Here is a 26,974-nt window from a genome sequence, read left to right on the forward strand (position 1 = left end):
CCACAGCCGTTGAGAAAGCTATGGGGGACCGTCGCCGCGGTCGTCGCCGCCGTCACGGTCGGTGCGGTCGCCGCCCCCACGCCCGCACACGCCATCGCACACGGTGACAGCGTCCCCGACGGCCGGTACACATTCGCCGTCAAGATCACCGAGTTGGGCATTCCCACCGCGGACGGCGGCACCCGGGACAGCTCCTGCTCCGGCGGGCTGATCTCCCCGCACTGGGTGCTCACCGCCGCACACTGCTTCCGCGATCTGAGCGGCAAACGGGTGTCGCGCACGGTCGCCGAGCGGACCATCGCCACGGTCGGCCGGGCCGACCTGACCGGCAAGGCCGGTTTCACCGCGAACGTGGTCCAGGTGCGCCAGCACGGCAAGGCGGACGTGGCACTGGCCCGGATCGACAAGGCGATCACCGGCATCACCCCGCTGCGGCTGAGCCGCAGCAAGCCGGCCGACGGGCAGCGGGCCCGGCTGGTCGGTTATGGCTTCACCAGGAAGGGCGCCGAGCGTACGCCCGATCGCCTGCGAACCGGCCGGTTCGAGGTGACGTCGGTCGACACCACCGAGATGGGCCTGTCCGGGATCGCGCCGCGGGCGGACACCAGCCCGTGCGAGCGGGACTCCGGCGGTCCCTACTTCACCGAGCCCAAGAACGGCCCGGCCGTCGTGATCGGTGTGGTCAGCCGCGGCCCGGACTGCCCGCACACCGGCCCGGACATCGCCACCCGGGTCGACGCCCTGGCCCCGTGGATCCTCTCGGTCATCAAGAAGGACCTGGCGGCGCCGCCGTCACCCCCGGCACCGGCCGCGTCCCGGCCGCCGTCGCGCGTCCCGGACCCGGTGGCGGCCGCCCCGCAGGAGCCGGCCGGCCGGACCCTGCCGCCGGTCGCGCTGCTGACCGTTCCGGTAGCCGTCGGAAGCGTCGTGCTCTTGCTGGCGGCGCTGCGGCGCGGCCGCCGTTACCGGGGTCACCGCCGGCGCGGCTGAATTAATCCGCTACGGATGAGGCCCCGGGTCCGGCCGGGCGCTGCACTGATGACATGTTCGATGACAACGGATCCTTTCTGTTGGCCATGCTGGAGTTCTTCATCTTCGTGGCGTGGCTGTTCTGCCTGTTCTGGATCTTCGGCGACCTGTTCCGCAGCCGGGATCTCGGTGGCCTCGGCAAGACGCTGTGGTCGCTCTTCCTCATCTTCCTGCCGGCCATCGGCGCCCTCGTCTATCTGATCGCCCGGGGCAACGGCATGTCCGAACGTGCCCTGGCCCAGCACGCCGAGCTGCAGAAGCAGCAGGAGGCCTACATCCGGTCGGTGGCCGCCGACTCCGGCGTGGCGCCGGCGCCACGCAGCCCCGCCGACGAGATCGCCCAGGCGAAGCAGCTGCTCGACGCGGGCACGATCAGCGCCGCCGAGTTCGAGCACCTGAAGTCCCGCGCCCTCGGCACGACCACCTCCCCCGCACCGGTCGCGGGATAAGTCAATGTCAATGATCCGACGCTGCTGACGCGGAATCCGGACCACCCTTGCCCCGGCCGGCACCGACCATGAAGTGTTCGCCGGGGGAGGGGTTTGTCGTGGTGGATTTCGATCGGGAGCTCGCGGAGTCGAGCGCGAAGCGGCTGCGGGACTGCCGGCAGGGTCTGAACGGTGGCGGCAGCGTGGTGCGCGGGTGGGAGCCGTCGCATCAGGAGATGGCCGCCCTGCTGCAGACGCCGCCGGAGGACATCGCCGGGGTGGTCGCCCGGCTCAAGCAGCTGCAGCTGATCTTCGACAGCCTGCCGCCGAGCCCGGGCAACAACCGGGTGGCCGCGTTCAACTCGCTGTACACGACCATCACCGAGCAGGTCGCCGAGCACCTGCGCGGCCCGGACGTCACCGACGCCCGCTGGCTCGAGGTGCTCGACGTCGAGTTCGCCCGGCTGTATTTCACGGCGCTCGGATCCTGGGGCGGACTGAGCCCGGACACCCCGGACGCGTGGGAGGTGCTGTTCCGCCGGGCCCACGACGGCGAGGTGACCGCCCTGGAAGCGGCCGTGCTCGGCGTCAACGCGCACATCAACCACGACCTGGCGCTGGCCCTGGTCGCCACCTGGAAGCGGCTCGGCTATCCCGGCGACGGCCCGCAGCACCCCGACTACCTGGTCGTCAACAAGATCTTCTACAAGCACATCCCGCCGCTGCGCCGCCGGTTCGCCACCGCCTGGCAGATGGAGATCGACCGCTGCGTGGGCGAGCTCGACGACTGGAGCCAGCGGGTGCTGGTCCGGACCACCCGGGCCCTGGCGTGGGAGCAGGCCGAGCGGCTCTGGGACCTGCGCGAGGACGAGGACGACCTGGCCCGCGCCTGCACGGTGATGGACCGGGTGGCGGCGATGGCCGGGGAGACGCTGCTGACCGGCGTCGGCATCGTCAAGGTGCTGTGGCTGACCGCGACCGCCATGGCGAAATCGCTCTGGCGTAGGACGCTGGTCAGCGTGGGGGCGAGCCGGCCACGCCCGAGGCCGGCCCAGATCTCGGACTGATCAGCCGGGCGCCGTCGTCGCGGTCCAGTCGCAGGTCCTGCTCCAGCTCGGCGATCAGGGCGCGCAGGTCGTCGAGCCGCTGACTGATCATGATCCGGTCGATCTCGTCCGGGATGCCGTCGTGGTCCTCGTCGGTCGCCAGACGCTCGGTCATCTCCAGTCGGCGCGCCTCCTCCATCGAGTTGACGATGACCGCGATCAGGATGTTGAGCAGCAGGTTCACCGTGATCAGGACGTAGCTCACGTAGTAGACCAGTGCGCAGGCCGGGGGAGAAGCGGACGAGGCGCAGCACCCGGGCGATCCGGATCACGCGCAGCGCCGGCGAGTCGCCGTGCAGGCCGGGGAAAGAACGCCAGGGCGATCACGGTGACGATGACGATCTCGAAGGGCCGGGACTCGGTGATCGCGGCACAGGTCCGGGCCGTACGCGACAGCCGGTCCTGCGGCGGGTTCACCATGCGGCCAGCCTACGGAGTCCTCCCCGGTGCGGTGCCGGGTGATCCCTGAGCGGGGCTCCGGGTGCCGCCCGGAGCTTTCCCCGGCATGCCGTCCCAGCTCTGGAAACGTACCCCGTCGGCCGGTCAGCCTCAGGCGTGCGCAAATTTCTGTTCCGTGGGTTGCTGGTCCTTGTCGTGCTGACCGTGGTCGGCGCGGGTGTGGGCGCCTGGGTGCTGCTGCGGCCGCCGATCGACACGGTCGGCGACGTCGCCTTCGACCGTGCGCTGGCCGTCCCGCCGCTCGCCGAGTCCAGGCTGGACCAGGACGGCCGGCGGGTCTTCGACCTGCGGGCCCGGGCCGGACAGGCCGACCTCGGGCAGGGCGGGGCGACCGAGACGTGGGGCTACAACGGTGACCACCTCGGGCCGACCCTGCGGGCCAAGCGTGGCGAGCAGGTGGTCGTCAACATCACCAACGAACTCGGCGAGGACACCACGGTGCACTGGCACGGCATGCATCTGCCGGCGAAGATGGACGGCGGCCCGCACCAGCCGATCCGGCCCGGTACGACCTTCGCCCCGCACTGGAAGGTCGACCAGCCCGCCGCCACCCTGTGGTACCACCCGCACCCGCACGAGCGGACCGAGAAGCAGGTGTACCGCGGCCTGGCCGGGATGTTCCTCATCGACGACCCGGCCACCGACGTGGCGTCGCTGCCGCACGAGTACGGCGTCGACGACGTGCCGGTGATGGTGCAGGACAAGGCGTTCGACGACGACGGGCAGCTCTCCGAGAACGGCCGGTTCGGCAGCGAGATCGGCATCCTCGGCGACTCGGTGCTGGTCAACGGGACGCCGGGGCCGTACCTCGACGTCACCACCTCGCTGGTGCGGCTGCGGCTGCTGAACGCGGCGACCGCCCGGTTCTTCAATTTCCAGCTCTCCGACGGGCGGCCGTTCACGCTGATCGGCAGCGACGGCGGGCTGCTGGACCGGCCGCACCAGGTGCAGCGGGTGCCACTGTCGCCCGGTGAACGGGCCGAGGTGCTGGTGGCGATGCGGCCCGGCGAGCGGGTGGTGTTGCGCAGCGGGCCACAGGCACCGGACGGTGACTTCGCGACCCGGCGCTTCCAGGGTGGGGGCGACAAGTTCGACGTACTGGAGTTGCGTGCGGCGGCGACGCTGAAGCCCAGCCCGGCCGTGCCGGCGAAGCTGGTGGACATCCCGCGCCTCAACCCGTCGACGGCTGCCGACGCCCGGGAGATGACGTTCAGCACCCGTGACATCAACGGGCGCAAGATGGACCACCGCCGGGTCGACGCCGTGGTCACCAAGGACACCACCGAGGTGTGGACGGTCGTCAACGGGCACGGCACCCCGCACAGCTTCCACATCCACGACGTGCAGTTCCAGGTGCTCAGGCGGACCGACGGGCAGCCGGTGCCGCCGCTGCTGAGCGGCTGGAAGGACACCGTCCACCTGCCGGCGCACGAGGGCTACACGGTGATCATGCGGTTCTCCGGGTTCGCGGACCCGGCGACGCCGTACATGTTCCACTGCCACGTCCTGCGGCACGAGGACGAGGGCATGATGGGCCAGTTCGTGGTCGTCGAACCCGGCGGGCAGCCGCAGCTCGCCGCGCATCACGACCACGGTGGCTGAGGCCGCGCACAATGCGGTCGTGGAGGCATTGAAGGACATCGCAGCATGGGCGGTGGTCGTCGTGGTCGGCGGCATCGGCCTGGTCGCCGCCGTCGACGACGGCCGGGACCCGGTCACCGGCACCCCGGTGAGCCGCGACGACTACGCGCGGGTCGCGCCCGGCGCCTACGTCCGGCTTTACCTGACCCCGCGCGGCCGTCAGGTCAAACGGCTCGACGTGCTGGAGAAATGAAGGATCTCGGCGGGCATCTCGGTGGCCGGGCCGAACCAGTGCGGCTCGCCGGTGTCGAACTCCGCGATGTCGCCCGGCTTCAACAGACGCTCGCTGTCGCCCAGCAGCAGCCGCACCTGCCCGGCCAGCACGTAGAACCAGATGTGACCGGGATGGGCGACCAGCTCCGGTGATCCGGGGCCGGCGCCGAGGATCTGCTTGAACACCTGTACCCGGCCCGGATAGGTGGTCAGCGGGATGACGACGCTGCTGTTACCGGTCCGGGCGTGACTGCGGTGCGGCGTCAGATGGGCACGCGGATCGCCGGTCGGCGGGGCGCCGATCAGATTGTCCAGGGCCATCCGGTACGCGCGGGCCAGCGGAATCAGCAGATCCAGGGTGGGACGGCGCTTGCCCGCCTCGAGCCGGGACAGGGTGCTCACCGACAGACCGGTGGGGCCGGCCAGATCCTCCAGCGTCAGGCCCCGGTCCTGGCGGATCCGGCGCAGACGCGGGCCGATGCCGTCGAGCAGCTGCGCCAGTTCGAGGTCCACGCCAGCAGTTTGCGGTCTTCGCAAGTTTCCTGGGAAGCCGGGGGTGGGCGCGGTGACGATCCCGGCATGAAACTACTCGCCATCTGTGCCACCAGCATCTTCCTGGTCGGGCTCGACACGACGATCGTCAACGTGGCGCTGCCGTCGATCGGGCGCGACCTGCGGCTCGGCACCGCGGACCTGCAGTGGACGGTCGACGCGTACACCCTCGTTCTTGCTGCCCTGCTGATCACCTCGGGTGCGCTGGCGGACCGCCTCGGCCGGCGCCGGATCTTCCGGCTCGGCCTGGTGGTGTTCGGTGCCGGGTCGGTGGCTTGCGCACTGGCGCCGACGATGGGTGTCCTGGTCGCGGCCCGGGCCGTGCAGGGCGTCGGCGGCTCGATGCTGAGCCCGGTGGCGCTCGCCATCGTGGTCAGCGTGATCACCGATCCGCGGGAGCGGGCCAGGGCGATCGGGGTGTGGGCCGCGGTGTTCGGGCTGAGCATGGCGGCCGGGCCGATCCTCGGCGGGTTGCTGATCGCCGGGCTCGGCTGGCGGTGGGTGTTCTGGGCCAACCTGCCGGTCATCGCGATCGTGCTGGTCCTGACCGCGCGGCACGTGCCGGAGTCCAGGGCGCCGAAGGCCCGGCGGCTGGATCCGCTCGGCCAGATCCTGCTGATCGTGCTGGTCGGAGCCAGCGTGGCGGCGTTGATCGAAGGGCCGCGCCTGGGCTGGGGTTCGCCGGTTCTGCTGGCCGGCTACCTGGTGATCGTGGCTGCTGGGGTCGCGTTCGCCCGGGTGGAGACGCGGCAGGCGGAGCCGTTGATCGATCTGCGGCTGTTCCGCCGGCCGCCGTTCGCTGCGGCGGCGGGCGGGGCGGTGGCGGTGTTCGCCGCGCTCAACGTGACGTTGCTGGTGGGCACCCTGTACCTGCAGCAGGTCCGCGGCCTGAGCCCGGTGGCGGCGGGTCTGGTCACGCTGCCGATGGCGATCGCGGCGACGGTCTGCGCGCCGCTCGCCGGGCACCTCGTCGGGCGGGTTGGTCCTCGGCTGCCGCTGCGGATCGCCGGTGTGGGGCTTGCGGTCGGTGGGCTGTTGCTGATCGGGCTCGATGACCGGACCCCGATGCCGTTGCTGCTGGCTGCCTACCTGTTCGCCGGGATCGGTGTCGGCTTCGCCAATGCGCCGATCACCAATACGGCGGTCAGCGGCCTGCCTCCGGAACGCGCCGGTGTGGCCGGTGGCATCACCTCGACGGCCCGCCAGTTCGGTGCGGCGCTGGGCATCGCCCTGGCCGGCGTCCTGGTCACTCTCCCCGCCGACACCGGGCACTCGGGTGGCGCGGCGACCCGGCCGGGCTGGGTACTGGTCGCGATCTGCGGTGTCGCGGTTCTGCTCGCCGCGCAGGTTTCCCCTACGAGCAGTCCAAGGCGCCACCGGCCCACAACAGCCCTCGCTCGGTGAGAGCAGCCACCTCGGGCACCGCCAGATCCGCCGGCGCGTGCCCGAGCGTGGACACGAACACCCGTCCCCGCCCGAACCGCCGCAACCACACCACCGGCATCACCGCCCCCGCAGTCTCCGGCGCCCCGTGCTTCCCCTCGAACGTGGTCGTGGCCAGCACCTCCAGCGTCGGATCCACGTGACAGAAATACTGCTCCGTGTGCAGCCGGAACGACCCGATCCCCCGCACCACCGGATGCTCAGCCACGATCTCCACGTCGTAGTCCACGAACCCACCCGGATGACACACGAACCGCCCACCCACCATGAACTGGTACCGCGGCGACTCATACGCGGTCGCCACGATCCCGCCGTGCCACCCCGCGAACCCGGCGCCCGCCGCCACCCGCTCCACCAGGTTCTGTTCCTGCTGCTCGGTGAGCTGCCCACCGGTCCAGCACTGCACGATGAGGCCGGCCCGCTCCAGCAGATCCCGGTCGTCGTAGGCACCAAGGCTCTCCGCGACCTCCACCTCGCACCCCCGAGCCCGCAGCCGCTCGATGAACATCTCGGTGCAGGCTCGCGGCTCATGCCCGGCCCAACCCCCACGAACCACCAGAACACGCATGCCCAAGACCATAAAACCCTCGGGGTACGCGCGACGGCCCGGCCGACCAGCCGAAGAAACGTGCTGTTTCCCGGCGGCCGCGCTGGGGCCGGGAGTGGGCAGATGATCGCGCTGCACTCGCGGGACGGTCCAAAATGTCGTCAACGGCGTCGCGCGTACCCCGGAAAAGCGTGACCGAACCGCTGACCTGGATTGATCATCGCCGTAGGCTCTCCTGCACAACCGTCGAGAGCTCGTGGAGATCCGATGAGCATTCTGCAGGCCCTGCTGTCCGGAGTGAGCGGTGGCACGATCGAGGTCGTCGATCTGACCGCGCCGCTGTCGAGCGGCACGCCGATCCTTCAGTTGCCGCCGCCGTTCGCGAACACGATCCCGTTCCGGCTCGAGGAGATCAGCCGGTACGACGATCGGGGGCCGGCCTGGTACTGGAACGACATCCACACCGGCGAGCACACCGGCACGCACTTCGACGCGCCGGTGCACTGGGTGACCGGGCGCGACGGTGACGACGTGTCGCAGGTGCCGCCGCAGCGGCTGATCGCGCCGGCCGTGGTCATCGACGTGGCGGATCGGGTGGCCGAGAACCCGGACTTCCTGCTGGAGATCGAGCACGTGCGCGAGTGGGAGGCGACCAACGGGCCGCTTCCGGCGGGTGGCTGGCTGCTGCTGCGTACCGGCTGGGACGCGCGTTCCGGTGACCAGGACGCATTCCTCAACGCGAACGAGACCGGCCCGCACACGCCCGGCGTCTCGGTGGAGGCGGCGAAGTGGCTGGCCACCGAGTCGCCGATCATCGGCATCGGGGTGGAGACCGTCGGCACCGATGCGGGGGCCGCGCATTCGTTCGACCCGCCGTTCCCGTGTCACTCGTATTTGTTGGGCGCCGACAAGTACGGCCTGACCCAGCTGCGCAACCTGGACCGCCTGCCGCCGACCGGCGCGGTCGTGATCGCGCCGCCGCTGCCGATCGTCGGCGGCTCCGGCAGTCCGGTGCGCGTGCTCGCCCTCGTCGAACGATGAACGTCGCCGAACTGGTCGGATCCACCCTCGCCGACCTCGGCGCCGACCACGTGTTCGGGGTGGTCGGCAGCGGCAACTTCCACGTGACGAACGCGCTGGTGGCGCGCGGGGTGCGGTTCGTCGCCACCCGGCACGAGGGCGGTGCGGCGACCGCGGCGGACGCGTATGCGCGGGTCAGCGGTGGGGTCGGGCTGGTCTCGGTGCATCAGGGCTGCGGGCTGACCAACGCGATGACCGGGATCGCGGAGGCGGCGAAGAGCCGTACCCCGCTGATCGTCCTCGCTGCCGAACCGGCCGCTTCCGCGCTGCGCTCGAACTTCCGCGTCGACCAGGACGCCCTGGCGGTGGCGGTCGGCGCGGTCAGCCACCGGGTCCATGGCCCGGCCACGGCGGTGGCGGACACCGTGCGGGCGTGGCGGGTGGCGGTGGGGGAGCGGCGTACGGTCGTCCTGAACCTCCCCCTCGACGTGCAGGCCGCAGCCGCGTCCCCGGCCCCGTTGCCGGCGGCACCAGTCGTCGAACCGCCACGAGCCGCCGACGAGGCCGTGGCGGCGCTGGTCGGCCTGCTCGACGGCGCTGCCCGGCCGGTCTTCATCGCCGGCCGCGGTGCCCTGGGCGCCCGGCCCGAACTCGAAGAACTGGCCGACGCCTGCGGCGCACTGCTGGCCACCTCGGCCGCGGCGAAAGGCCTGTTCGCCGGCAACGACTGGAACCTGGACGTCTCGGGCGGTTTCGCCACCCCCCTCGCGGCCGAACTCATCGCCGCCGCGGACGTCGTCGTCGCGTGGGGCGCCTCGCTGAACATGTGGACCAGCCGCCACGGCGCCCTGATCAGCGCCGATGCCGCGGTCGCCCAGGTCGACCTCGACCCGGCGGCGCTCGGCGGCCACCACCGGATCGATCTCGGGGTGGTCGGCGATGTCGCCCTCAGCGCGCGCTCCGTGCGTGCCGCGCTGACGCGCGCCGGCAGCGGATACCGGACGTCGGAGGTCCGCCGCCGGCTGAGCATCGAGGGACGTTGGCGAGATGTCGGGTACGCCGATGACGGCGACGATCTGCACATCGACCCCCGGACGGCGAGCATCGTGCTCGACGACCTGCTGCCGGCCGAGCGGGTGGTCGCTGTCGACTCCGGGAACTTCATGGGTTATCCGTCGATGTTCCTGTCGGTGCCGGATCATCGGGGCTTCTGCTTCACGCAGGCTTTCCAGTCGGTCGGGCTGGGCCTGGCCAGCGCACTGGGCGCGGCGCTGGCTCAGCCGGACCGCTTGCCGGTCGCGGCCTGCGGGGACGGCGGCTTCCTGATGGGCATCGCCGAACTGGACACCATCCGCCGGCTCGGCCTGGGCATGTTGGTCCTGGTTTACAACGATTCCGCGTACGGGGCGGAGGTCCACCATTTCGGCCCCGCCGGTCATCCACTGGCCACCGTCGAGTTCCCGGAGACCGACCTGGCAGCAATCGGCCGAGGCCACGGTTGCGAGGGCGTGACGGTCCGCGCACCGGCCGACCTGGCCGCGGTGAGTGTCTGGCTGGCCGGCCCGCGCGAGGTCCCGCTGGTCGTAGACCTGAAGGTCGCCGCCGGCCGCCCGTCGTGGTGGTTGGAGGAGGCTTTCCGCGGCCACTGAACGCACTCCCTCGCCCGCCGGCCGTCTGGCCGTCCCACCCGCCGGCCGCCTGGCCGTCCCACCCGCCGGCCTGGCAGTCCGCGTCGGCTGGCCTCTATGCCGCCGTCCCTTTTGCCCGCTTCATTAATTGCCACCCCTTTCTCACGCCCGCCTGCCGTTGCCTCCTGCTCACAGACTGCGGCGTCGCGCGAATCCTGCGCTCCCTGCCCCCTTTGACTCCCGGTCTCCTTGGCCGGCCCCACCTTGCTCAGCGGTGTCTCCCAATGCAGCGCAGCCGGGACTGGCTCAGGCGGGGTTGCGGTGCAGGCGGTGCAGCGCGAGGGCTACCTGCAGGCGGAGCCGGCCCTGGGGCTCCCGGATGTCCCAGCCCAGCAGTCGGCCGGTGTGCGAGAGCCGTTCCTGCAGCGTGGAATGGTGAACCCGGAGGGCGGCCGCCGCTGCCCGCAGGCTGACCGCCTCCGCGACCGCGTCGAGCGTGGCCAGCGCCCAGGGGGCGGCTGCCGCTACCCGGTCGAGCGCGCGCACGTCCGGGACCGGCTCGGTGCCGGGCCGCACGGTCGCCGCCAGCAGGATCAGGCCACCCAGCTGATCAGCGTGCACCACCCGCGGGCCGGGATCCTGCTCAGTCCCGTCAGCGGTGAACCGCAGCGCGGCCCGCGCCGCGACGTAGGAGGCCGGCAGCTCGGCAACCGTCCCAGCCGGCCCGATCCCCGCCCGTTCACCGGCCAGGACGGCCGAGCCATCGGCAGCGAACCGGGATGTCGCTGTCGAACCGGCGTGGGAAGGCTGGGCCTCGGCAACCGGACCGGTCCGGGTCGTGGGTGGGCCGGCGTGCGGTTTGGCGGCTGGATCGGTCCGGGTCGTGGGTGGGCCGGCGTGCGGACGCCCGGATTCGGCGGCCAGGCTTGTTCGGGCGGCGGGGTCGGTGTCGCTGTCGGGGAGCAGTAAGGCGGTGCCGTCGGCTAGGGCGACTGCGCGTACCCGATCGGTGGATTTGAAGCCCAGGGATGCTGCGGCGGCGAGGCGCTGCTGTTCGGGCGCTGCGGCGTCGAGCGTTAGCTCGACCGCCGCCGGATCGCCGGGCGGTGGCTGGCGCCGGGTGCGGTCCAGGACTGTGCGGGCGGTGCCGGCGGCTCGTTCGAGGACCATCGCGTCGACCGGGCCGGGTGGTCCGGGGCGTTCCAGCCAGAGCACGGCCCCGTTGCCGGCCTCGGTGAACATCCACGACGGGTCCGGCGGTCCGCCTGCCTGGTCGGCGCCGGCCGTGTCGATGCCGTCGGGCTGCACCCGCAGGTGGATGCGGCGCCCGTCGTCGGTCAACCGCGCCGGGCAGCCGGCCAGCACCGCCGCGCCCCGCACGATCGCCTGCAGGCCGGCGCGGCCTTCGGTGAGCCGGTCGAAGTACGCGATGACCCGCAACGCCGCCCCGGCATCGGGGTCGAGCGCGGCAAGGCGGACGGCCAGGTCCTTCACCGGATCATCGTCCCTCCCCGCCCGGCCCGCGACCATCCCATGACCGGCCCGGCTGTTCCCCGGCTCGGATGGCAGGGGCGACGGCCTACCTGAGCCGGCCGGACTCGCGGTGATCACTCGGCCGAGGCGCGCAATGACTGCTCAACGTCGGCGAGTGCCCCGGCTGTCCCGGAGTGCTGCTTCAAGGGCCGGCCAACAACCCTGATCGTCAGCCGAGCACCCCCGGCTGGGCGTGAGGGCTGTTTCGAGGGCAGGAAACAGCCCTCAGCGCCAGCTGGATTTCTCCGGCTGGCGTGAGGGCTGTTTCGAGAGCCGGGAAGCAGCCCTCACGCCCAGCCGAGTGACTACGCGCCGAGGAGGCGGCGTAGCCAGCGGACGCGGGCGGCGCGGGCCTCCTGGGAGATGGCGGCCTGCGGCGCCATCATGTCGAAGCCGTGGAAGCCGCCGGGCCAGACGTGCAGTTCGGCCTGGCCGCCGGCCTGCCAGATGCGGCTCGCGTAGGTCACGTCCTCGTCGCGGAACGTCTCGGCCGAGCCGACGTCGATGAAGGCCGGCGGCAGGCCGGAGAGGTCGGTGGCTCGGGCGGGAGCAGCGTACGGGGAGACGTCCTCGCGGTCCGTGCCGAGCAGGGCGGTCCAGCCAGTGTCGTTCGCGGTGCGGTCCCAGACGCCGCGGCCGGCCATCTGGATCGCGGACGGGGTGTCGTTGCGGTCGTCGATCATCGGGCAGAGCAGCATCTGGCCGGCGAGTTCGGGGCCGCCGCGGTCGCGGGCCAGCAGGGCCAACGCGGCAGCGAGGCCGCCACCCGCGCTGGCGCCGGCCACGATCAGGCGTTGTGGGTCGATGCCTAGTTCGGCGGCGTGTTCGGCGGTCCAGAGCAGGCCCGCGTAGCAGTCCTCGACCGGTGCGGGGTGGGGGTGTTCGGGGGCGAGCCGGTACTCGACGGAGACGATCACCGCCGGCACCTCGGTGGCCCAGTCCTGCAAGGCGTCGACGCCGGTCCGGTTGTTGCCGATCACCATGCCGCCGCCGTGCGTGTGGTAGATCCCCGGCAGCGCGGAGTTCGCGCCTGCCGGGGTGAGGATCAGCAGCTCGACGTCCGGGTCGCCGGCCGGTCCGGGCACCAGGCGCCGGGTGACGGTGAAGCTGCCGTCGCGTGCCAGGTCCTCGTCGCTGAGGTCGGCCATCAGCGAACCGGCGCGCATCGGCTGGATCATCTCGGCGGTCAGCGCGGCCGGCAACTGCTCGCCGATCACATCGAGCGCGGCTGCCAGCTCCAGGTCGAACGGCGGGGGCGGGCCTACGGTGCTGGTGGCGTCCGGCGGCAGGATGGTCGTCACTGATGGCCTCCCAGATTTCGAGCGAATGGCGGCCGTGTGACCGCTGTCACTCATTCTGGCGAAAGCGTTCCCGCAGGCAGCCCGCCAGGCGGCGGATCCTCCCCGCCATCTGGCGGGCTACGTGCAGGCCACCGCCGCCCAGCCCAAAGGCCGACCTTCCGCCGCGCGTAGAAGCAGCACTGACCGTCAGCCAGTGTGCCGAGCTGACGGCGAGCGTCGTTTCCCGCGCGGTGATGCAGCACTGCCGGTCAGCCGAGGAAGCCAGCTGACGGTCAGTGTCGTTTCCCGCGCGGTGATGCAGCACTGCCGGTCAGCCGAGGAAGCCAGCTGACGGTCAGTGTCGTTTCCCGCGCGGTGATGCAGCACTGCCGGTCAGCCGAGAAGGCCAGCTGACGGTCAGTGTCGTCTCCCGGGCGAAAAGGCAGCACTGGCCGTCAGCTGAGGTTGTCGGGCTGACGGCCAGTGCTGTTTCAGGGGGATCGTCGACCGAAGTGGGCGGCCGGCAACGCCGAGGGAGGGATCAGTGGGCTGAGAGGGTTCCGCTGATCTCGTTGGGGACGGCGTCGAGGGTGACCGAGCCGGTGACCTTGCCGGTGGCGAGGTTGACCTGGTGCACCTTCTTGGTGGCCGGTTCGGTCACGTAGGCCTGAGAATCCCGGACGAACAGCGCCGGCCGCGGCTCCTGCCAGTCCATCGGCTCCTTCCAGGCGCCGACGACCGGCCACGACGACGTGATCTTGCCGGCGGCTACGTCGATGACGTGGAGTTTGCCGTCGGTTCCGAGGATCAGGCCTTCGCCCTGGGGGCCGCGCGCCAGCGACCGGAAGCTGTAGCTGACTCCGGTCGGCATCGGCACCACCTTGAGTGACTGCGCCGCCGTGTCGATCAGGGAGAACTGCGTGGGGAACTCGCGCTCCGCGTCCGGGTCGACCTTGTAGTCGCCGAGCAGGACCGGCGACGCGTCGGTGCCGGCCTGGGTGCCGACGGCGCTGTACGCGGCGGCGCCCTTGACCTTCACGAAGGCGCCGTTCTTGAACAGCAGGACCCCGTCCTTGCAGCCCAGCCCGACGACTTCACCCTGCGCGACGGCCTCGCCGTGCACGCCGGGGCATTCCGTGCTGCGGGCGATCTCCTTGCCGTCCTTGTCGAGAGCGATCGCGCCCGGCCGGGACTCCTCGGTGCCGAGGGTGACGATCATGGTGCCGTCGGCGAGCTCGACGGCGACGCCGTGGTGAGGCTGCTCGGTCTTGTACTGGCGGCCCTGCGGCTTTCCGGCGGCGAGGTCGGCCGGGTTGAAGCTGTTCACCTCGCCGGTGCCGTCGGTGAACAGGATGGTCCGGTCGCCGTGCAGAACCACGTGGCCCGGCTTGGCGCCCGGGTAACTCACGTCGGTCATCTTGCCGGCGGCGGTGTCGAGCATCTGGAAGCCGGCTTCGGTGGAGACGACGACGGTGCGGTCGTCGCCGGCCGGGTTGACCCGGTTGAAGCCGGGCAGCGTGACGTTGTGGGCGACCTTCATGGCGGATCCGTCGAGGACGTAGATCCCGCCCTCGTAGGTGATCGCCACGGGAGAAGCGGTGGCGGCTGCGGAGGCCGGAGCAGCGGCCGGAGCCTCGGCCTCGGTGGAGGACCCGCAGGCGGTGAGGGCCAGTGCGGCGGTGGCAAGTCCGGCGGCGAGGCCGCGGATTCGGTGTCGGTTCAAAACAACCTCCCCAGGTTGGTAACGACAATCATTTTCATTAAGACCGTACAAGAGCGGCCGGTCGGCGGTCCAGCGGGGGGTCAGGCGATACAAGTGACCGCGGGGAAGAGGCTGCAGGAGGGCAGAGGTCGGGCGCCGTAGGAGGCCGCGGGAAAGGGGCATGAGGGCGGAGGTCGCGCGCCGTAGGAGGCCGCGGGAAAGAGGCTGCAGGAGGGCGGAGGTCGGGCGCTGCAGGAGGGTGGAAGCGGGCGGTGCAAGCGGGCGCGGTCCGAAAGGCAGGACCGGGAGCTGCAACAAAGCGCGCCAAGAGGCCAGGTCAGCCGGCCAGGCCCCCGATGATCGCGTCGGCGTTGAAGCGCATCATCGCCAGGTAACTAGGAGCCTCACCGTCCGCGGCGCTCAGTGACTCGGAATAGAGGCCGATCACGCGTACCCGAAGGTCTGCCTCTGCGGCGAGGACCTCCGCAAGCCGCGCCGGCTGCGCCGTGTCCGCGAAGATCGCGGGCACCTGATGCTTCCTGATCGCGGTGACCAGCGATGCCAGGTCTGAAGCGCTCGGCGAGGCGAGCGTGGTCCCGCTCGGGATGATCGTGCCGATCACCCGCAGCCGATAACGCTCCGCCAGGTAGCCGAAGACATGATGGTTGGTCACCAGGACCCGGCGTTCCGCCGGGATGGCAGCGAACCGGCTTTCCAGGTCAGCGTCCAGTTCGGCAACAGAAGTGGCGTACGCCTGAGCCCGCGCCCGCACAACCCCGGCATCCACCCCGTCGACATGTGCAGTGATCTCCTCGGCGAGCAGCCGCACCGCGTCGGCGACCCGCGCCGGATCGGTCCAGAAGTGCGGGTCGGGAAGCCCAGCCGCATCCCCGTCCCGGTACTCCATCGGCTCCACCGCCGCACCCACCTCGACAGTGCGCACACCGGCTTCCCCGGCCGCCGCCACGTGCTGCAGCACGTTCTCCTCAAGGCCGAGCCCGTTGTAGACGACCAGGTCAGCGCTCTGCATAGCGTGCGCCTCCCGGGCCGAGATGCCGAACGAGTGCGGGTCCGCCTCCGCTTTCATCAGCACACTGACCCGGGCTTCGTCGCCGGCGATCTCGGTGACGATGTCGCCGAGGATGTTGGTGGTCACCACGATCTCCGCACGGTCCGGCGAGGTGCAGGCCGCCCCGCTGAGCAGGAGGGCGACGACGATCAGCAGTCTTCTCACCGTCCGACCTCCACCATCAGGTCGGGCTGGTCGCTGGTGCGCAGCGTGCGGGCGGTCCGCAACCCGTCCCGATAGTCGATCTCGTGAATCACACGGGCGGCGGGCGAGGCCAGATAGGCGCGGTTGATGTCCAGCGTCAGACTCGACGCCTTCAGAGGAGCCGCCGCGATTTGCTTGCCGGTCGCCAGGTCATGGCTGGTCAGCGTGCCGGCACGGTCGAGGGCGAGCACCGTGCTGCCATCCGCGGGGGAGGCGGCTGCCACCAGGTCGCGTCCGCCGGCGGGCAGGTGCTGCAGGGTGGCCTTGGCGGCGTTCACCGACCAAATCCCGGTGGGGTCGGCGAGCGCGGCCTCGTTGCTGCGGGGACGATGCCCGAACCCGTTCGACGGCACCGGGCTGCGTGGGGACTTCAGGACCTTCGCCGTGAGCTGGTTCTGGTCGTGCTTCACGCGTACCAAATGATCTTTGCAGGCAATGACCGCGCCGCCTCGCAGGACCACCGCGCCACGCGGCGCCTCGCAAGGCGCCTGAAGGGCGCCACTCTCGCTGCCGTCCGCACGCAGCGCGGCGATGCGATTCTCACCCACAGTGACAAGAAGAAGATCGGCATAGGGTACGGCCAAAGCGCTCGAACCCCCCGATGCGAACCGGGCCGTCTCGACCACCTGACCGGCTTCGAGCTCCCGCCGGTCGAGGACCCGGATCTGTCCGTCGGCGGTCCCAATCGTGGTGTGCGCGCCGAATCCGGTGACCGTCGAAATCGGCGCGTCAAAGGTCAGCGCACCCAGACTGCGAGCCGGCGCACGGTAGTAATGAACGTGATCGGTGTGGTCCACCGTCCACACCCCGGCGTCGACGATCTCGAGCCGCCGATCACCGTCGGTCACATAGAGGAAGCGGCCGTCCTCGGTGAGTTTTTGGGCTCCGATCGACAGGCTGACCTGCTTCTCTGTCTCGCTGGCCAGGTCAATGAGGCGCACCTGCCGGGCGCCGCGCGCCGCGTACGCAATGGCTGATTGTGCTTCCGGCAGTTCCTCTGCCCCCTCGACGTAACCGTGCGGCTGCTCCGGTTCCTCGGTCGTGCCGCAGGCCGACAGGGCCAGGGCGAGGCTGACGGCCGCCGCGGTCAGGCGGGTTCTTCTCTTCACAGGGTTCCTTTCATGATCCGGCGTGCGCCGAGCAGGGCGAAGAAGAGGAGTACGGCGACCGCGGCGATGGTGGCGCCGGCGGCGGTCGCCGCGTACCAGGAGATCCAGAGGCCGAGAACGGTGGCGGCCGCGCCGATCAGGAACGCCACACCCATCACTGCGGGTAGTCGCCGGGCGACGAGCATCGCCGCCGCGGTCGGGGCGATGAGCATGCCGAAGGCGAGCAGGGTGCCGACGACGCTGAACGCGACCGCCATGGTGATGGTGAGCAGGCCGAGCATCACGGCGTTGGCGAGACCGGGGCGCAGGCCGAGCGTCTTCGCCTTGCGCGGGTCGAAGGTGAGCGCCAGGAACGGCCGGTACCAGAGGGCGGAGACGACCGCGACCAGCGCGAGGGCGGCGCCGAGCAGCAGCAGGTCGGACCGGCCGATGGCCAGGACGTCGCCGAACAGGAACGCGGTCAGGTCGGTGGCGAACGACCGGGAGTGCGAGACGACGATGACGCCGATCGAGAGCATCCCGACGAAGAGCAGCCCGATGCTGGTGTCCCGGCCGAACTCGCGGCTGTGGCGCAGCGCGCCGACTCCGACCGCCATGGCGAACGCGCTGACGGCGGCGCCGACGACGAGGTTGCCGCCGAGGATCGAGGCGATCGCGACGCCGGGCAGCATGCCGTGGCTCATCGCCTCGCCGAGGAAGGTCATCCCGCGGGTGATCACCCACGCGCCGACCAGGGCGCAGATGGCGGCCAGCAGCACGCCGCCGATCAGTGCGCGGACGACGAAGGTGACGGTGAAGGGTTCGAGCAGCACCCGGGTCACCCTACCGGTAATGAAAACGGTTATCGTTACGGGATGCTGATGGCGGAGAATCTGGGCTTCCGGTATGCGGGCGTGCCCGTCCTGCACGGGGTGAACCTGCGCGTCGGCGCGGCGAGCATGGTGGCGGTGACCGGCGCGAACGGCTGCGGCAAGAGCACCCTGCTGCACCTGCTGGCGGGTGTCGAGGCGCCGGCCTCCGGGAGCGTGCGGCGCTCAGTGGGCAGTCGGCTGGCGCTGTTGCCGCAGCGTACCGGCGACATCGACGCGCTGCCGCTCACCGTTCTGGAGTGCGTGCAGATCGGACGGTTCCGCCCGCGCCGGCTGCTGCGCCGCCCCGACCGGGTCGCGGTGACCGAGATCATGGAGCGGCTGGACATCGCACACCTGGCCCGCCGGCGGCTCCGCGAGCTCTCCGGCGGGCAGCGACAGCGGACGCTGATCGCGCAGGCCCTGGTCCAGGACGCCGACATCTACGTCCTGGACGAGCCGACCGCCGCCCTCGACACCGACAGCCGGCAGCGGGTGCACGCGCTGCTCACCGAGCGGGTCGCGGGTGGCGCCGCGATGGTGGTGGCCAGCCACGACGCCGAGGAGGCGGCGCTCGCCGGCGAGACCCTGGTGCTGTGAGGTCAGGCGTGGGCGTACCTCCTCCGCGACGGTGTGCAACCGGGTGCCGGCCGGCGCCCGCTCCAAGCCGAGCCGGACCAGCCGCGCCGCGTCCGAGCGGTGCGCGGCGGCCCAGGTGACCCCTCCCTTTGATGTCAGTCACTGACATCGCCATGATGGGATCATGGCGAGATGGTGTTCCTCGACGGACTGGAGAAGGCGCAGGCGACGGCGGCGATGCCGCTCGTGACGGCGGCCCTGGAGAACGCGGCCGACATCTTCGATGCGGAGCGGCGCGCGTGGTCGCGGGCCCGTCAGCAGGTCATCACCGCGCACGAGGCCCTGCAGGAACGCGAACTGCTCAAGATGTCCTCGCTGGCCGCTGCGCTGATCCGCGCCCTGACTGGGCGGGGGATCGAGGCGACCACCGCCGCGCTCGCCGCCGAGAGCGGGGTCACCGTGTTCCGGACCGCGTTCGCGGCGTGGATCGCGGACGGCGAGGATCGTTCCTTCGGCGAGATCCAGCATCAGATGCTCGACAAACTTCGGGAGACCGTACGGTGACGCGCTTCGTCCTCTTCCCCGGCCGCCATCACCTGCTCACGCAGTTCCAGGCCGACTACCTCAGCGGGCTCGGCGCCGAGACGATCGTGTGGGCGGTGACCTCGGCGAACCACGAGAACACCAAGCGCAACCCGGTGCCGTACCACCGGCGGGAGGCGGCGATCGAGCGGTTCAGCCTGCTCAGCGGCCTGCGCTCGGTGGTCGTGCCGATCTTCGACGCGGCGCCGACCGACGCGTTCGCCGACGTGACGCTCAAAAGCATCGCGGTCGCCACCGGGCTGGAACTCACCCCGGCGGACACCGTGGTCGCCTGCTCCACGCCCGAGGTGGCGAAACTGTACGAGCGGCTCGGCTTCGACATCGCGCCGGTGGAGGCGGATCCGCAGTTGCGTACCGCGCCGGAACGGCCGTGGGACGTGCTGCTGCGCCTGGCCGCCGGCGACGAGTCCTGGCGCAAGCTGGCCCACCCGGCCACCCTCGACGTCTACGAGCGGTACCGGCTCGCCGACACCGTCCGCACCGTGGTCAACGACCCGCTGGTCGGCGCTGAGGGCGGGCTCACCGCAACCCGCGACTACCGGACGTATGTCGAGGCTTTCGCCGACGCCGCCGAGCGCAAGTGGACCGCCGTCCGCCAGCACGTGCGGCCCGGCCGGATCGTCGACATCGGCTGCGGCGCCGGTTCGCTGCTGGAACTCGCCGACCGCGAGCCCGGCCTGCACGAGAGCGACCTGATCGGCGTCGAGGTGGCCCGCCACCTGTACTCCGAGTGCGTCCACAAGAAGGCGCAGGGCGTCTTCCGCAACGCCAACGTGTACTTCTACCAGCGCAACGTCCTCGGCGGCGCGATCTTCGCGGACCGCTCGGTGGACACCACGCTCACCTTCGCGCTGACCCACGAGATCTGGTCCTACGGCCGGCAGCGCGAGTCACTGCTGCAGTTCGCCCGGCGCATCTTCGAGCACACCGCGCCCGGCGGCGTCTGGATCAACAGCGACGTGTGCGGCCCCGACGACCGCCGCCGCCCGGTCACCCTGCGGCTGACCACCGCCGACGGCGAGAACCCCGCGCAACCGCGGCGTGATCTCACCGGTCTCTCTTCCGAGCAGATCAAGGCGTACGTCCAAAGCCTCTCCACCCGCGCCCGGCTCGACCAGTTCGCGGCCGATTTCGCGTTCCCCTTCGACTACGAGGCGCTCGACGAGGACACCGTCCGCATCGAGCTCGGCGCGGCGATGGACTACCTCACCCGCAAGGACTACGTCGACAACTGGCTGTCCGAGACGCAGGAGCAGTTCTGCGGCCTGTCCTTCGCCGAGTGGTCCGCCCTGCTCACCGAGGTCGGTTTCGAACTGGACCCCGCCTCGACCCCGATCCGCAACGACTGGATCATCGACAACCGCATCGCCCCCGTCGCCGCCCTGACCGACCTCGACGGCCACCCCCTCGACTGGCCCACCACCCACCTGCTCGCCGTAGCCCGCCGCCCCCGCAACAGCTGAACCGCCGGACCCTGATCCGGATGGCGCCGGTCTCTGTGCAGCCCGGCCTGCAGACCCGATCCGGCTGGCGCTCAGGGTCGTTTCCCGCCTGCGGAAGCAGCCGTGAAAGCCAGCCGGATGAACCCCGACTCCTGGAACGCCGGCTCTTCCGCCCGCGGGGCTCCGAGGGGTTGGCGCCGCCGGGGTGTTGCCCCTCCGGAATGAGCGCGCGCAGAGAGTTGACCTTCGGCCCGGAGACGTCGCTGCTGGGCGGCTCAGGCCTCGATTCAGGCTCTGTTGATCACTCGGCTGTGCGGTGGTGCCGTCCCAACGCCCCCGGCAGACCGCACCGGCCCGCCGGCGACAGGTCGGGGGTAGGCGTTAGCCATAAGGCACAGCCGAGCCGGTGTTTTCAGGCTTGTTGATCACCCGGCTGGGAGTTGCGCAGCCTTCCGGCGGGTTGAGGCAGCCACAACTCCCAGCCGCTCCCATGGAGCCGACCTTTGTAGATCCCTCAGCTGGGAGTTACGACGGTGAGGATGATCCACAACACCTGCCACCAAGGGCACACCGCCTGCGATCACCCGGCTGGCTTTCACGGCTGCTTCGCCCGGCCGGAAGCAACCGTGAGCGCCAGCTGGACAACTCGGGCTGGCTTGTGGGGCTGTTTGCGGGGGCGGGAAACGACCGTGAGCGTCAGCCGGACGACTCGGGCTGGCTTGTGGGGCTGTTTGCGCAGGCGGGAAACGACCGTGAGCGCCAGCTGGATCGGGTCTGGCCGGCCGGCGGGCCGAGGTGTACCGGGACCGGCGCCCTCCGGCGGGCAGACCTCGGGCCGAAGCTGGTCTAGCGTTCCGCGCAGGTCCAGGACACCGTTCCGCTGATGGCGTTGCCGGGCAGGCCGCCTTCGGCGGTGGTCGCCAAGTTCGTGAACGTCCATGAGCCGCCGCCCTTGCCGTCGGTGGTGGCGTCACTGGTGGTGCTGTCCGGCCAGGTGCCGTAGATGGAGCTGTCGATCGCGATGCTCGGGCGCGAGCCAGGCGCGACGAGTTGGTCCTTCGGGTATGTGCCGGGACCGGCGTAGTCGGCGATCCACATCTCCAGGGTGATCGCGTGGTCGCCGATCGGGCCGTCGAGCAAGCCCGGCGCTAGATAGCGCTTCTCTGCGGTGCCCTTTGCGTATTCCGCGCAGGTCTTCAGGAAGTGTGAGCCGCCGGAAGGGGCGAGCGCGGTCGTCGCGCCCTTGAAGGTGACGGCGCCGGTGATGTCGAACCTGATGGTGATCTTGGGGCCGAGGGTGGCTTCCACCTCGGCGGAGATCTCGCTGCCGGGCGGGCCGGTGTCCAGGACCGGGCCGGGACCGGCCTCGGCCGTCCCGCACGCGGTGAGGGTCGCGAACGCGATGGTGGCCATCAGGGCCGAGGCGGTCCGTCGAGCGCTGAGCATGGTGTCACTCCTTGTCTGACCTGTGCGGACAGCTTCGGAGACGCCGCCAAAAAGCGCCAAAGACCGGCGGGGGCCGCGCTGATCGGCGCGGTGCCGCACGGTACGGGCTGGGCGTGCTGATCGCCGGCGGCGCATTGGCCGGTCTGGGGATCGGGCAGCCGTACTGGGCGACCGTGGCGGCCGTCGCGCCGCTGAGCGTGACGGGCGTCCGGGCGCAGCTGGTGCGGGCGGGTCACCGGGTCGGCGGCACCCTCGCGGGACTCGTCGTAGCGGCACTGGTAACGGCGCAGGGCTTCCGCCCGTACCCCTCGATCTTGATCTTGGTGGTCCTGCAAGTCGGCACCGAACTGGTGATCGGAAGGAACTATGGCCTCGCGATGGTAGTGATCACGCCGATGGCGCTGCTGATGAGTCAGGTCGCGGCGCCGCCGGAGGTGAGCGCGCTGCTCTGGGGCCGGAGGATCGAGACCGTGATCGGCGCCGCGGTGGCCGGTCTGACGATCGTGGCCGGGCGGCGCGTTTCCCACCATGGGTGAACAGCACCGAACCGCCGTCTGGCGCTGCTTTGCGTTAGCGCTCACATCTCACTTGGGAGCGTTCCTCCGAGCGACCGGTGGCGGGGACCGGATCATCCGAGCCGCCGCCGACGATCAGCTGATTGACGCTGGTCCATGCGCGTGCCTACGGTCCGCTCACAGCACTCGTTATCCGGGCCGATTCCGACCACGGAGTCGACCGGCCCCGCAATCTCCGGGGCCAGCAAACCCGAGATCCGTCCGCCACGCCGGCGGAGGCGTGGCGTTCGCCTATGGGACGAGGCGCACCATGAGAACACTGATACGCGCGGGCACCGTCCTGCTCATGTTGATCACCGTCGGAGTGCTGGGCGCTCCGACGTCGCAGGCCGGGGGCAGGCCCACCATCACGAGAGAGGCGTTCGGCAGCGTCGGCGGCCAGAGCGTCGAGCGGTACACGCTCACCAACGGCCGGCTGCGGGTCCGGATCCTGACCTACGGCGGCATCCTGCAGACCATCGAGACGCCCGACCGCAAGGGCCGGCTCGCCAATGTGACGCTCGGCTTCGCCGACCTCGCCGGCTACCTGGACAGCAACAACGCGCCCTATTTCGGGGCCGTCATCGGCCGGTACGGGAACCGGATCGCGAACGGCCGGTTCACGCTCGACGGGACCACCTACCAGCTGGCCACCAACAACGCGCCCAACCACCTGCACGGCGGCAACGTCGGCTTCGACAAGCGCGTCTGGGCCGCCACCCCGGTCGTCACAGCCGATTCGGTCGCGCTGCGCCTGGCCTACACCAGCCCGAACGGCGAGGAAGGCTACCCGGGCACCCTGCGTACCACGGTCACCTACACGGTCACCGGCAGGCAGGAGATCCGGATGGACTACCACGCCACCACGGACCGGGCGACCATCGTCAACCTGACGAACCACGCCTACTGGAACCTCGGCGGCGAGGGCACCGGCACCATCGACGACCACCGGCTGCAGATCAACGCGCGCCGGTACACGCCGGTCGACGCCACGCTGATCCCGACCGGCGCGATCGACGCGGTGGCCGGCACGCCGATGGACTTCACCCGGGCCACCCCGATCGGCGCCCGCAACCGCAGCGACTTCCAGCAGATCGTGTACGGCCGCGGCTACGACCACAACTGGGTGCTCGACTCACGCGTCGCCGCCCGGGCCACCGATCCGGACAGCGGCCGCACCCTGACGGTCCGCACCACCGAACCAGGCCTGCAGTTCTACGGCGGCAACTTCCTCGACGGCACCCTTTACGGCACCAGCGGCCGGGCCTACCGGCAGGGGGACGGCTTCGCGCTGGAGACCCAGCACTTCCCGGACTCCCCGAACCACCCGAACTTCCCGTCGACCGTGCTGCGGCCGGGGGAGACCTACCAGTCCACGACGTACTACCAGTTCGGCGTCAGCCGCTGATTTGAGGTGTTCATGTCCAAGATTCACCCCAGGGTCGAGGAGGCTGTCTCCACGCTGGACCTCAACCCGGTGACGCGGCGCCGACTGCTCTCCGGAACCGGCCTGGCCAGCGCGGCGCTGGCCGCGGGCGCCCTGTTGAGCGCCTGCTCCCAGCAGGAGGACAGCCCGACCGAGGGGGCCGGCAACTTCCCGTCCACCCCGAAATGGAAGTTCACCTTCGTCAACCACGTGACCACCAACCCGTTCTTCACCCCGACCCAGTACGGGATGGAGGACGCCGCCACCCTGCTCGGCATCGAGAAGCCGCAGTGGACCGGGTCGCAGAACTCGATCGTCGCTGAGATGGTCAACGCGACCAACACCGCGGTCAGCGCCAAGGTCGACGGGATCGCGATCGCGGTGGTCGACAAGGACGCGTTCAACGGCCCGGTCAACCAGGCACTGGACGCCGGCATCCCGGTGGTGTCGTACAACGCCGACGGGGCACGGGGAGACCCGGGCACGAACCGTCTGGCCTACATCGGGCAGGGTCTCTACGAGTCGGGGTACGCGCTGGGCCAGCGCGCACTCGAGCAGGTCGAGTCCGGTGAGGTCGTCGGGTTCATCGCCACCCCGGGCGCGCTCAACATCCAGCCGCGCATCGACGGCGCGCAGCAGGCGTTCAAGGACTCCGGCAAGGCGATCACCTTCACCGCGGTCGCCACGAACGCCGACGTCACCCGCGGTCTGTCGATCATCGACGCGTACGCGCAGGGCCACCAGAACCTGGCCGGCATGCTCGCCGTCGACGCCGGCTCCACCTCGTCGGTGGGGCAGACCGTGAAGAAGTACGACATGCGGGCCAAGAGCCTGAAGGTGGCCGGTGGCTTCGACCTGATCCCGGAGACGCTGACCGGCATCCAGGAGGGCAGCCTCGACTACACCATCGACCAGCAGCCGTACCTGCAGGGATTCCTGCCGGTGCTCGCCCTCTACATGTACAAACTGTCCGGCGGCCTGATAGCGCCCAGCGAGACGAACACCGGGCTGCTCTTCGTGACGAAGGACAACGTCGCCCCGTATCAGAGCACGAAGACCCGGTACCAGGGCTCGGCGACCGACCAGGTCCTCGTACCCCGCGAGGGTCCGATTCCCCATGGCTGACCCGGCTGTGGCCGAGGTGAGGGCCGGCCGGCGCAGGCCGGCCCTCACCGTGGGCCGTCGTGTCCTGGACGGTTTCCTGCGCCGCCGCGAGGCCAGCGTGCTGCTCGTCGCGCTCGGTCTGATGATCTACTTCCGGTGGGCCAGCCCGGTCTTCCTCACCCGCAACAATCTGGTGAACATCGCGCAGGCCACCGCACCGGTCGCGATCGTCGCGGTCGGCATCGTGCTGCTGCTGGTCAGCGGCGAGATCGACCTGTCGGTCGGGATCGTGGCCGCGCTCGCGCCGTTCCTGCTGCACTTCGCGGTCGACTTCTACGACCAGCCGGTGCTGGTCGGGCTGCTCGCCGCGCTGCTGATCTCGGCCGGCATCGGCCTGTTCAACGGGTTGATCGTGACCAAGCTGCGAGTGCCGTCGTTCGTCACCACCCTGGGCACGTTCTTCGCGGTCCAGGGCATCCTGCTGATCACCTCGAAGGCGTACCCGGTGCCGATTCCGGAACCGGCCAAGGGCACCTGGCAGACCTGGCTCGGCGCCGGCCCGTGGGCGAGCATCAGCTGGGCGATCGTCATCGTGGCGATCTTCCACGTGGTCCTCACCCGCACCCGCTGGGGTCTGCACACGATCTCCGTCGGCGGCAACCCGATCGGTGCGACCGAGGCCGGCATCCGGGCCTCGCGCATCAAGATCGGAAACTTCATCATGACCAGTACGCTCGGCGGCTTCGTCGGCATCATGGAGGCCTTCCGGATCAACACCATCGACCCCAACATCGGCGGGGGTACGACCCTCACCTTCTACGCCATCTCGGCGGCGGTCATCGGCGGCACCGCCCTGGCCGGCGGTTCCGGCACCATCGTCGGCGCGTTCCTCGGCGCCCTGGTCCTCGCCGAACTGCAGAACGGCTTCAACCTGATCGGCTACAGCGCCAACACCATCTACCTGATCCTCGGGCTGGCCATCCTCGTCTCGATGATCGCCAACCAGTACCTGTCACGACTACGCCGAGCCGGGAGGACGTGATGGCCGACGACGCGCTGCGCGTGGTCAACGTGGCGAAACGGTTCGGCGCCCTCACCGCGCTGCGCGACGTCAACCTGCACGTGGCGAAGGGCGAGGTGCTCGGCCTGATCGGCGACAACGGCGCCGGCAAGTCCACGTTGATGAAGATCATCTGCGGCTTCCACCGCCCCGACGCCGGCCGCATCCTCGTCGACGGCACGGAGGTGACGCTGCGCAGCGTGGACCATGCCCGCTCGCTCGGCATCGACACCGTCTACCAGGACCTGGCGCTGGTCAACGAGCTGTCGGTCTATCACAACATGTTCCTCAACCGGGAGCTGGTGCGCTGGCCGCTGCTCAACAACCGCGCCATGCGCCGCCGCGCGGAAGAGCACCTGAAGGACATGGGCGTGAACCTGCCCGACGTCACGGTCGAGGTGGCGAAGCTGTCCGGCGGCCAGCGCCAGGCGATCGCGGTGGCCCGCTCGGTCTACTCAGACGCCCGCATCCTGCTGCTCGACGAGCCGTTGGCAGCGATGGGCGCCAAGGAGGGCACCCTGATCCTGGACCTGATCCGAGACCTGAAACAGCGCGGCGAAGTCTCGATCATCATCATCGCCCACAACTACGCCCAGGTCCTCGACGTCTGCGACCGCGTCAACCTGCTCCGGCACGGCGAGATCACCTTCGACAAGCGAGCCACCGAAACCTCCTTGGAGGAGCTGACCGAACTGGTCGTAGCCGAATACCGGGCCTCCCGGCGCCGCCCCGGCCGCTAGAGACCCTTCGGAATGGAGGTCTGGAGGCCGGTTCACCGCAACGGAGCGTGATGCGAGGCTCCAGCCGCACGGCAGAGCCGTCACCACGGCTGCGCCGCTCCCGTCAGGTGCTGTGCCGGGCCCGGTCATGTGGTCCACATCCAGCGCTACGCAGCACGGCGCCGCGCCGTCATCCGGCCGGCAACTGCGCACCCTTCCCCAAGTCGAGG

The 26,974-nt window shown here is 70.5% G+C and carries 27 protein-coding genes; 17 read left to right on the plus strand and 10 right to left on the minus strand.

Features of this window, described 5'->3' with window-relative positions; translation table 11 throughout:
* Positions 1-9 precede the first annotated feature (9 nt).
* The 3 genes from OHA21_RS05220 to OHA21_RS05230 all read left to right on the plus strand — a co-directional run bounded on the left by OHA21_RS05220 (position 10) and on the right by OHA21_RS05230 (position 2,524).
* Positions 10-990, plus strand: a complete 981-nt coding sequence (locus OHA21_RS05220; protein ID WP_328470702.1) for a S1 family peptidase — start codon at positions 10-12, stop codon at positions 988-990.
* 53 nt (positions 991-1,043) lie between these two features.
* On the plus strand, positions 1,044-1,478 hold the full coding sequence (locus tag OHA21_RS05225; protein ID WP_328470704.1) for an SHOCT domain-containing protein: 435 nt from the start codon (positions 1,044-1,046) through the stop codon (positions 1,476-1,478).
* 98 nt (positions 1,479-1,576) lie between these two features.
* Positions 1,577-2,524 (plus strand): DUF5995 family protein, encoded by a 948-nt coding sequence (locus tag OHA21_RS05230; RefSeq protein ID WP_328470706.1) that lies wholly within the window; start codon positions 1,577-1,579, stop codon positions 2,522-2,524.
* Here the strand turns inward: OHA21_RS05230 and OHA21_RS05235 are convergent.
* Entirely contained in the window at positions 2,472-2,768 is a 297-nt protein-coding gene (locus tag OHA21_RS05235; protein ID WP_328470708.1) for a hypothetical protein, read from the minus strand. The genes OHA21_RS05230 and OHA21_RS05235 overlap by 53 nt on opposite strands.
* 129 nt (positions 2,769-2,897) lie before the next feature.
* Here OHA21_RS05235 and OHA21_RS05240 point away from each other — a divergent pair, with 129 nt between their 5' ends.
* The 3 genes from OHA21_RS05240 (at position 2,898) to OHA21_RS05250 (ending at position 4,856) form a co-directional block, all read left to right on the plus strand.
* Positions 2,898-3,032 (plus strand): hypothetical protein, encoded by a 135-nt coding sequence (locus OHA21_RS05240; protein WP_328470710.1) that lies wholly within the window; start codon positions 2,898-2,900, stop codon positions 3,030-3,032.
* Between the two features lie 86 nt (positions 3,033-3,118).
* Positions 3,119-4,624, plus strand: coding sequence for a multicopper oxidase family protein (locus tag OHA21_RS05245; RefSeq protein ID WP_328470712.1), 1,506 nt, complete (start codon positions 3,119-3,121; stop codon positions 4,622-4,624).
* Between the two features lie 19 nt (positions 4,625-4,643).
* Positions 4,644-4,856, plus strand: a complete 213-nt coding sequence (locus OHA21_RS05250; protein ID WP_328470714.1) for a hypothetical protein — start codon at positions 4,644-4,646, stop codon at positions 4,854-4,856.
* Here the strand turns inward: OHA21_RS05250 and OHA21_RS05255 are convergent.
* On the minus strand, positions 4,823-5,389 hold the full coding sequence (locus tag OHA21_RS05255; protein WP_328470716.1) for a helix-turn-helix domain-containing protein: 567 nt from the start codon (positions 5,387-5,389) through the stop codon (positions 4,823-4,825). The two genes, OHA21_RS05250 and OHA21_RS05255, sit on opposite strands and share 34 nt — an antisense overlap.
* 66 nt (positions 5,390-5,455) lie before the next feature.
* Here OHA21_RS05255 and OHA21_RS05260 point away from each other — a divergent pair, with 66 nt between their 5' ends.
* Positions 5,456-6,832: an MFS transporter gene (locus OHA21_RS05260; protein WP_328470718.1), complete on the plus strand. Its 1,377-nt coding sequence runs from the start codon at positions 5,456-5,458 to the stop codon at positions 6,830-6,832.
* On the opposite strand, the gene OHA21_RS05265 is transcribed toward OHA21_RS05260, so the two are convergent.
* Positions 6,783-7,439 carry a ThuA domain-containing protein gene (locus OHA21_RS05265; RefSeq protein WP_328470720.1) on the minus strand — a complete coding sequence of 219 codons (657 nt, stop codon included), beginning with the start codon at positions 7,437-7,439 and terminating at the stop codon, positions 6,783-6,785. The genes OHA21_RS05260 and OHA21_RS05265 overlap by 50 nt on opposite strands.
* A 246-nt stretch (positions 7,440-7,685) precedes the next feature.
* On the opposite strand from OHA21_RS05265, the gene OHA21_RS05270 reads away from it, so the two are divergent.
* On the plus strand, positions 7,686-8,459 hold the full coding sequence (locus OHA21_RS05270; protein ID WP_328470722.1) for a cyclase family protein: 774 nt from the start codon (positions 7,686-7,688) through the stop codon (positions 8,457-8,459).
* Complete coding sequence (locus tag OHA21_RS05275; protein ID WP_328470724.1) at positions 8,456-10,087, plus strand: thiamine pyrophosphate-binding protein; 1,632 nt, start codon at positions 8,456-8,458, stop codon at positions 10,085-10,087. The genes OHA21_RS05270 and OHA21_RS05275 overlap by 4 nt, the downstream gene beginning before the upstream one ends.
* 285 nt (positions 10,088-10,372) lie before the next feature.
* On the opposite strand, the gene OHA21_RS05280 is transcribed toward OHA21_RS05275, so the two are convergent.
* The 6 genes from OHA21_RS05280 to aztB form a co-directional block, all read right to left on the minus strand.
* Positions 10,373-11,560: a helix-turn-helix domain-containing protein gene (locus tag OHA21_RS05280; RefSeq protein ID WP_328470726.1), complete on the minus strand. Its 1,188-nt coding sequence runs from the start codon at positions 11,558-11,560 to the stop codon at positions 10,373-10,375.
* Positions 11,561-11,904: 344 nt separating this feature from the next.
* Entirely contained in the window at positions 11,905-12,900 is a 996-nt protein-coding gene (locus OHA21_RS05285; RefSeq protein ID WP_328470728.1) for an alpha/beta hydrolase, read from the minus strand.
* Positions 12,901-13,420: 520 nt separating this feature from the next.
* Positions 13,421-14,602 carry a zinc metallochaperone AztD gene (gene aztD / locus OHA21_RS05290; protein WP_328470730.1) on the minus strand — a complete coding sequence of 394 codons (1,182 nt, stop codon included), beginning with the start codon at positions 14,600-14,602 and terminating at the stop codon, positions 13,421-13,423.
* A 316-nt stretch (positions 14,603-14,918) separates the two neighbouring features.
* Positions 14,919-15,815 carry a zinc ABC transporter substrate-binding protein AztC gene (aztC, locus tag OHA21_RS05295; protein ID WP_328470732.1) on the minus strand — a complete coding sequence of 299 codons (897 nt, stop codon included), beginning with the start codon at positions 15,813-15,815 and terminating at the stop codon, positions 14,919-14,921.
* Positions 15,812-16,963, minus strand: coding sequence for a hypothetical protein (locus tag OHA21_RS05300; protein ID WP_328470734.1), 1,152 nt, complete (start codon positions 16,961-16,963; stop codon positions 15,812-15,814). The genes aztC and OHA21_RS05300 overlap by 4 nt, the downstream gene beginning before the upstream one ends.
* Positions 16,960-17,775, minus strand: a complete 816-nt coding sequence (gene aztB, locus OHA21_RS05305) for a zinc ABC transporter permease AztB (RefSeq protein ID WP_328470736.1) — start codon at positions 17,773-17,775, stop codon at positions 16,960-16,962. The genes OHA21_RS05300 and aztB overlap by 4 nt, the downstream gene beginning before the upstream one ends.
* A gap of 42 nt (positions 17,776-17,817) precedes the next feature.
* Between aztB and aztA the strand changes: the two genes are divergently transcribed.
* The 3 genes from aztA to OHA21_RS05320 all read left to right on the plus strand — a co-directional run bounded on the left by aztA (position 17,818) and on the right by OHA21_RS05320 (position 20,456).
* The gene (aztA, locus tag OHA21_RS05310) at positions 17,818-18,411 is read left to right on the plus strand and encodes a zinc ABC transporter ATP-binding protein AztA (RefSeq protein WP_328470738.1); all 594 of its coding nucleotides are present in this window, start codon (positions 17,818-17,820) and stop codon (positions 18,409-18,411) included.
* Positions 18,412-18,582: 171 nt separating this feature from the next.
* The gene (locus tag OHA21_RS05315; RefSeq protein ID WP_328470740.1) at positions 18,583-18,954 is read left to right on the plus strand and encodes a hypothetical protein; all 372 of its coding nucleotides are present in this window, start codon (positions 18,583-18,585) and stop codon (positions 18,952-18,954) included.
* Positions 18,951-20,456 (plus strand): class I SAM-dependent methyltransferase, encoded by a 1,506-nt coding sequence (locus OHA21_RS05320; RefSeq protein ID WP_328470742.1) that lies wholly within the window; start codon positions 18,951-18,953, stop codon positions 20,454-20,456. The genes OHA21_RS05315 and OHA21_RS05320 overlap by 4 nt, the downstream gene beginning before the upstream one ends.
* 825 nt (positions 20,457-21,281) lie before the next feature.
* On the opposite strand, the gene OHA21_RS05325 is transcribed toward OHA21_RS05320, so the two are convergent.
* Positions 21,282-21,881, minus strand: a complete 600-nt coding sequence (locus tag OHA21_RS05325) for a hypothetical protein (RefSeq protein WP_328470744.1) — start codon at positions 21,879-21,881, stop codon at positions 21,282-21,284.
* A 113-nt stretch (positions 21,882-21,994) separates the two neighbouring features.
* Between OHA21_RS05325 and OHA21_RS05330 the strand changes: the two genes are divergently transcribed.
* The 5 genes from OHA21_RS05330 (at position 21,995) to OHA21_RS05350 (ending at position 26,765) form a co-directional block, all read left to right on the plus strand.
* The gene (locus OHA21_RS05330; protein ID WP_328470746.1) at positions 21,995-22,417 is read left to right on the plus strand and encodes an FUSC family protein; all 423 of its coding nucleotides are present in this window, start codon (positions 21,995-21,997) and stop codon (positions 22,415-22,417) included.
* 289 nt (positions 22,418-22,706) lie between these two features.
* On the plus strand, positions 22,707-23,843 hold the full coding sequence (locus OHA21_RS05335) for an aldose epimerase family protein (RefSeq protein ID WP_328470748.1): 1,137 nt from the start codon (positions 22,707-22,709) through the stop codon (positions 23,841-23,843).
* A 12-nt stretch (positions 23,844-23,855) separates the two neighbouring features.
* Positions 23,856-24,986 (plus strand): sugar ABC transporter substrate-binding protein, encoded by a 1,131-nt coding sequence (locus OHA21_RS05340; RefSeq protein ID WP_328470750.1) that lies wholly within the window; start codon positions 23,856-23,858, stop codon positions 24,984-24,986.
* Entirely contained in the window at positions 24,979-26,007 is a 1,029-nt protein-coding gene (locus OHA21_RS05345; protein WP_328470752.1) for an ABC transporter permease, read from the plus strand. The genes OHA21_RS05340 and OHA21_RS05345 overlap by 8 nt, the downstream gene beginning before the upstream one ends.
* Positions 26,007-26,765, plus strand: a complete 759-nt coding sequence (locus OHA21_RS05350) for an ATP-binding cassette domain-containing protein (protein WP_328470754.1) — start codon at positions 26,007-26,009, stop codon at positions 26,763-26,765. Before OHA21_RS05345 ends, OHA21_RS05350 begins: the two co-directional genes overlap by 1 nt.
* Positions 26,766-26,974: the final 209 nt, after the last annotated feature.

The sequence above is a fragment of the Actinoplanes sp. NBC_00393 genome (assembly GCF_036053395.1).
In the GTDB taxonomy this organism is placed as follows: Bacteria; Actinomycetota; Actinomycetes; order Mycobacteriales; family Micromonosporaceae; genus Actinoplanes.

Excerpts from the sequence above, each read along its gene's own strand:
- OHA21_RS05345 (WP_328470752.1), top strand. The coding sequence starts at position 24,979 with ATGGCTGACCCGGCTGTGGCCGAGGTGAGGGCCGGCCGGCGCAGGCCG.
- OHA21_RS05275 (WP_328470724.1), top strand. The coding sequence starts at position 8,456 with ATGAACGTCGCCGAACTGGTCGGATCCACCCTCGCCGACCTCGGCGCC.
- OHA21_RS05260 (WP_328470718.1), top strand. The coding sequence starts at position 5,456 with ATGAAACTACTCGCCATCTGTGCCACCAGCATCTTCCTGGTCGGGCTC.
- OHA21_RS05265 (WP_328470720.1), bottom strand. The coding sequence starts at position 7,439 with ATGCGTGTTCTGGTGGTTCGTGGGGGTTGGGCCGGGCATGAGCCGCGA.
- OHA21_RS05225 (WP_328470704.1), top strand. The coding sequence starts at position 1,044 with ATGTTCGATGACAACGGATCCTTTCTGTTGGCCATGCTGGAGTTCTTC.
- OHA21_RS05350 (WP_328470754.1), top strand. The coding sequence starts at position 26,007 with ATGGCCGACGACGCGCTGCGCGTGGTCAACGTGGCGAAACGGTTCGGC.
- OHA21_RS05270 (WP_328470722.1), top strand. The coding sequence starts at position 7,686 with ATGAGCATTCTGCAGGCCCTGCTGTCCGGAGTGAGCGGTGGCACGATC.
- aztA (WP_328470738.1), top strand. The coding sequence starts at position 17,818 with ATGCTGATGGCGGAGAATCTGGGCTTCCGGTATGCGGGCGTGCCCGTC.
- OHA21_RS05325 (WP_328470744.1), bottom strand. The coding sequence starts at position 21,881 with ATGCTCAGCGCTCGACGGACCGCCTCGGCCCTGATGGCCACCATCGCG.
- OHA21_RS05240 (WP_328470710.1), top strand. The coding sequence starts at position 2,898 with ATGACGATCTCGAAGGGCCGGGACTCGGTGATCGCGGCACAGGTCCGG.
- OHA21_RS05340 (WP_328470750.1), top strand. The coding sequence starts at position 23,856 with ATGTCCAAGATTCACCCCAGGGTCGAGGAGGCTGTCTCCACGCTGGAC.
- OHA21_RS05335 (WP_328470748.1), top strand. The coding sequence starts at position 22,707 with ATGAGAACACTGATACGCGCGGGCACCGTCCTGCTCATGTTGATCACC.
- OHA21_RS05315 (WP_328470740.1), top strand. The coding sequence starts at position 18,583 with ATGGTGTTCCTCGACGGACTGGAGAAGGCGCAGGCGACGGCGGCGATG.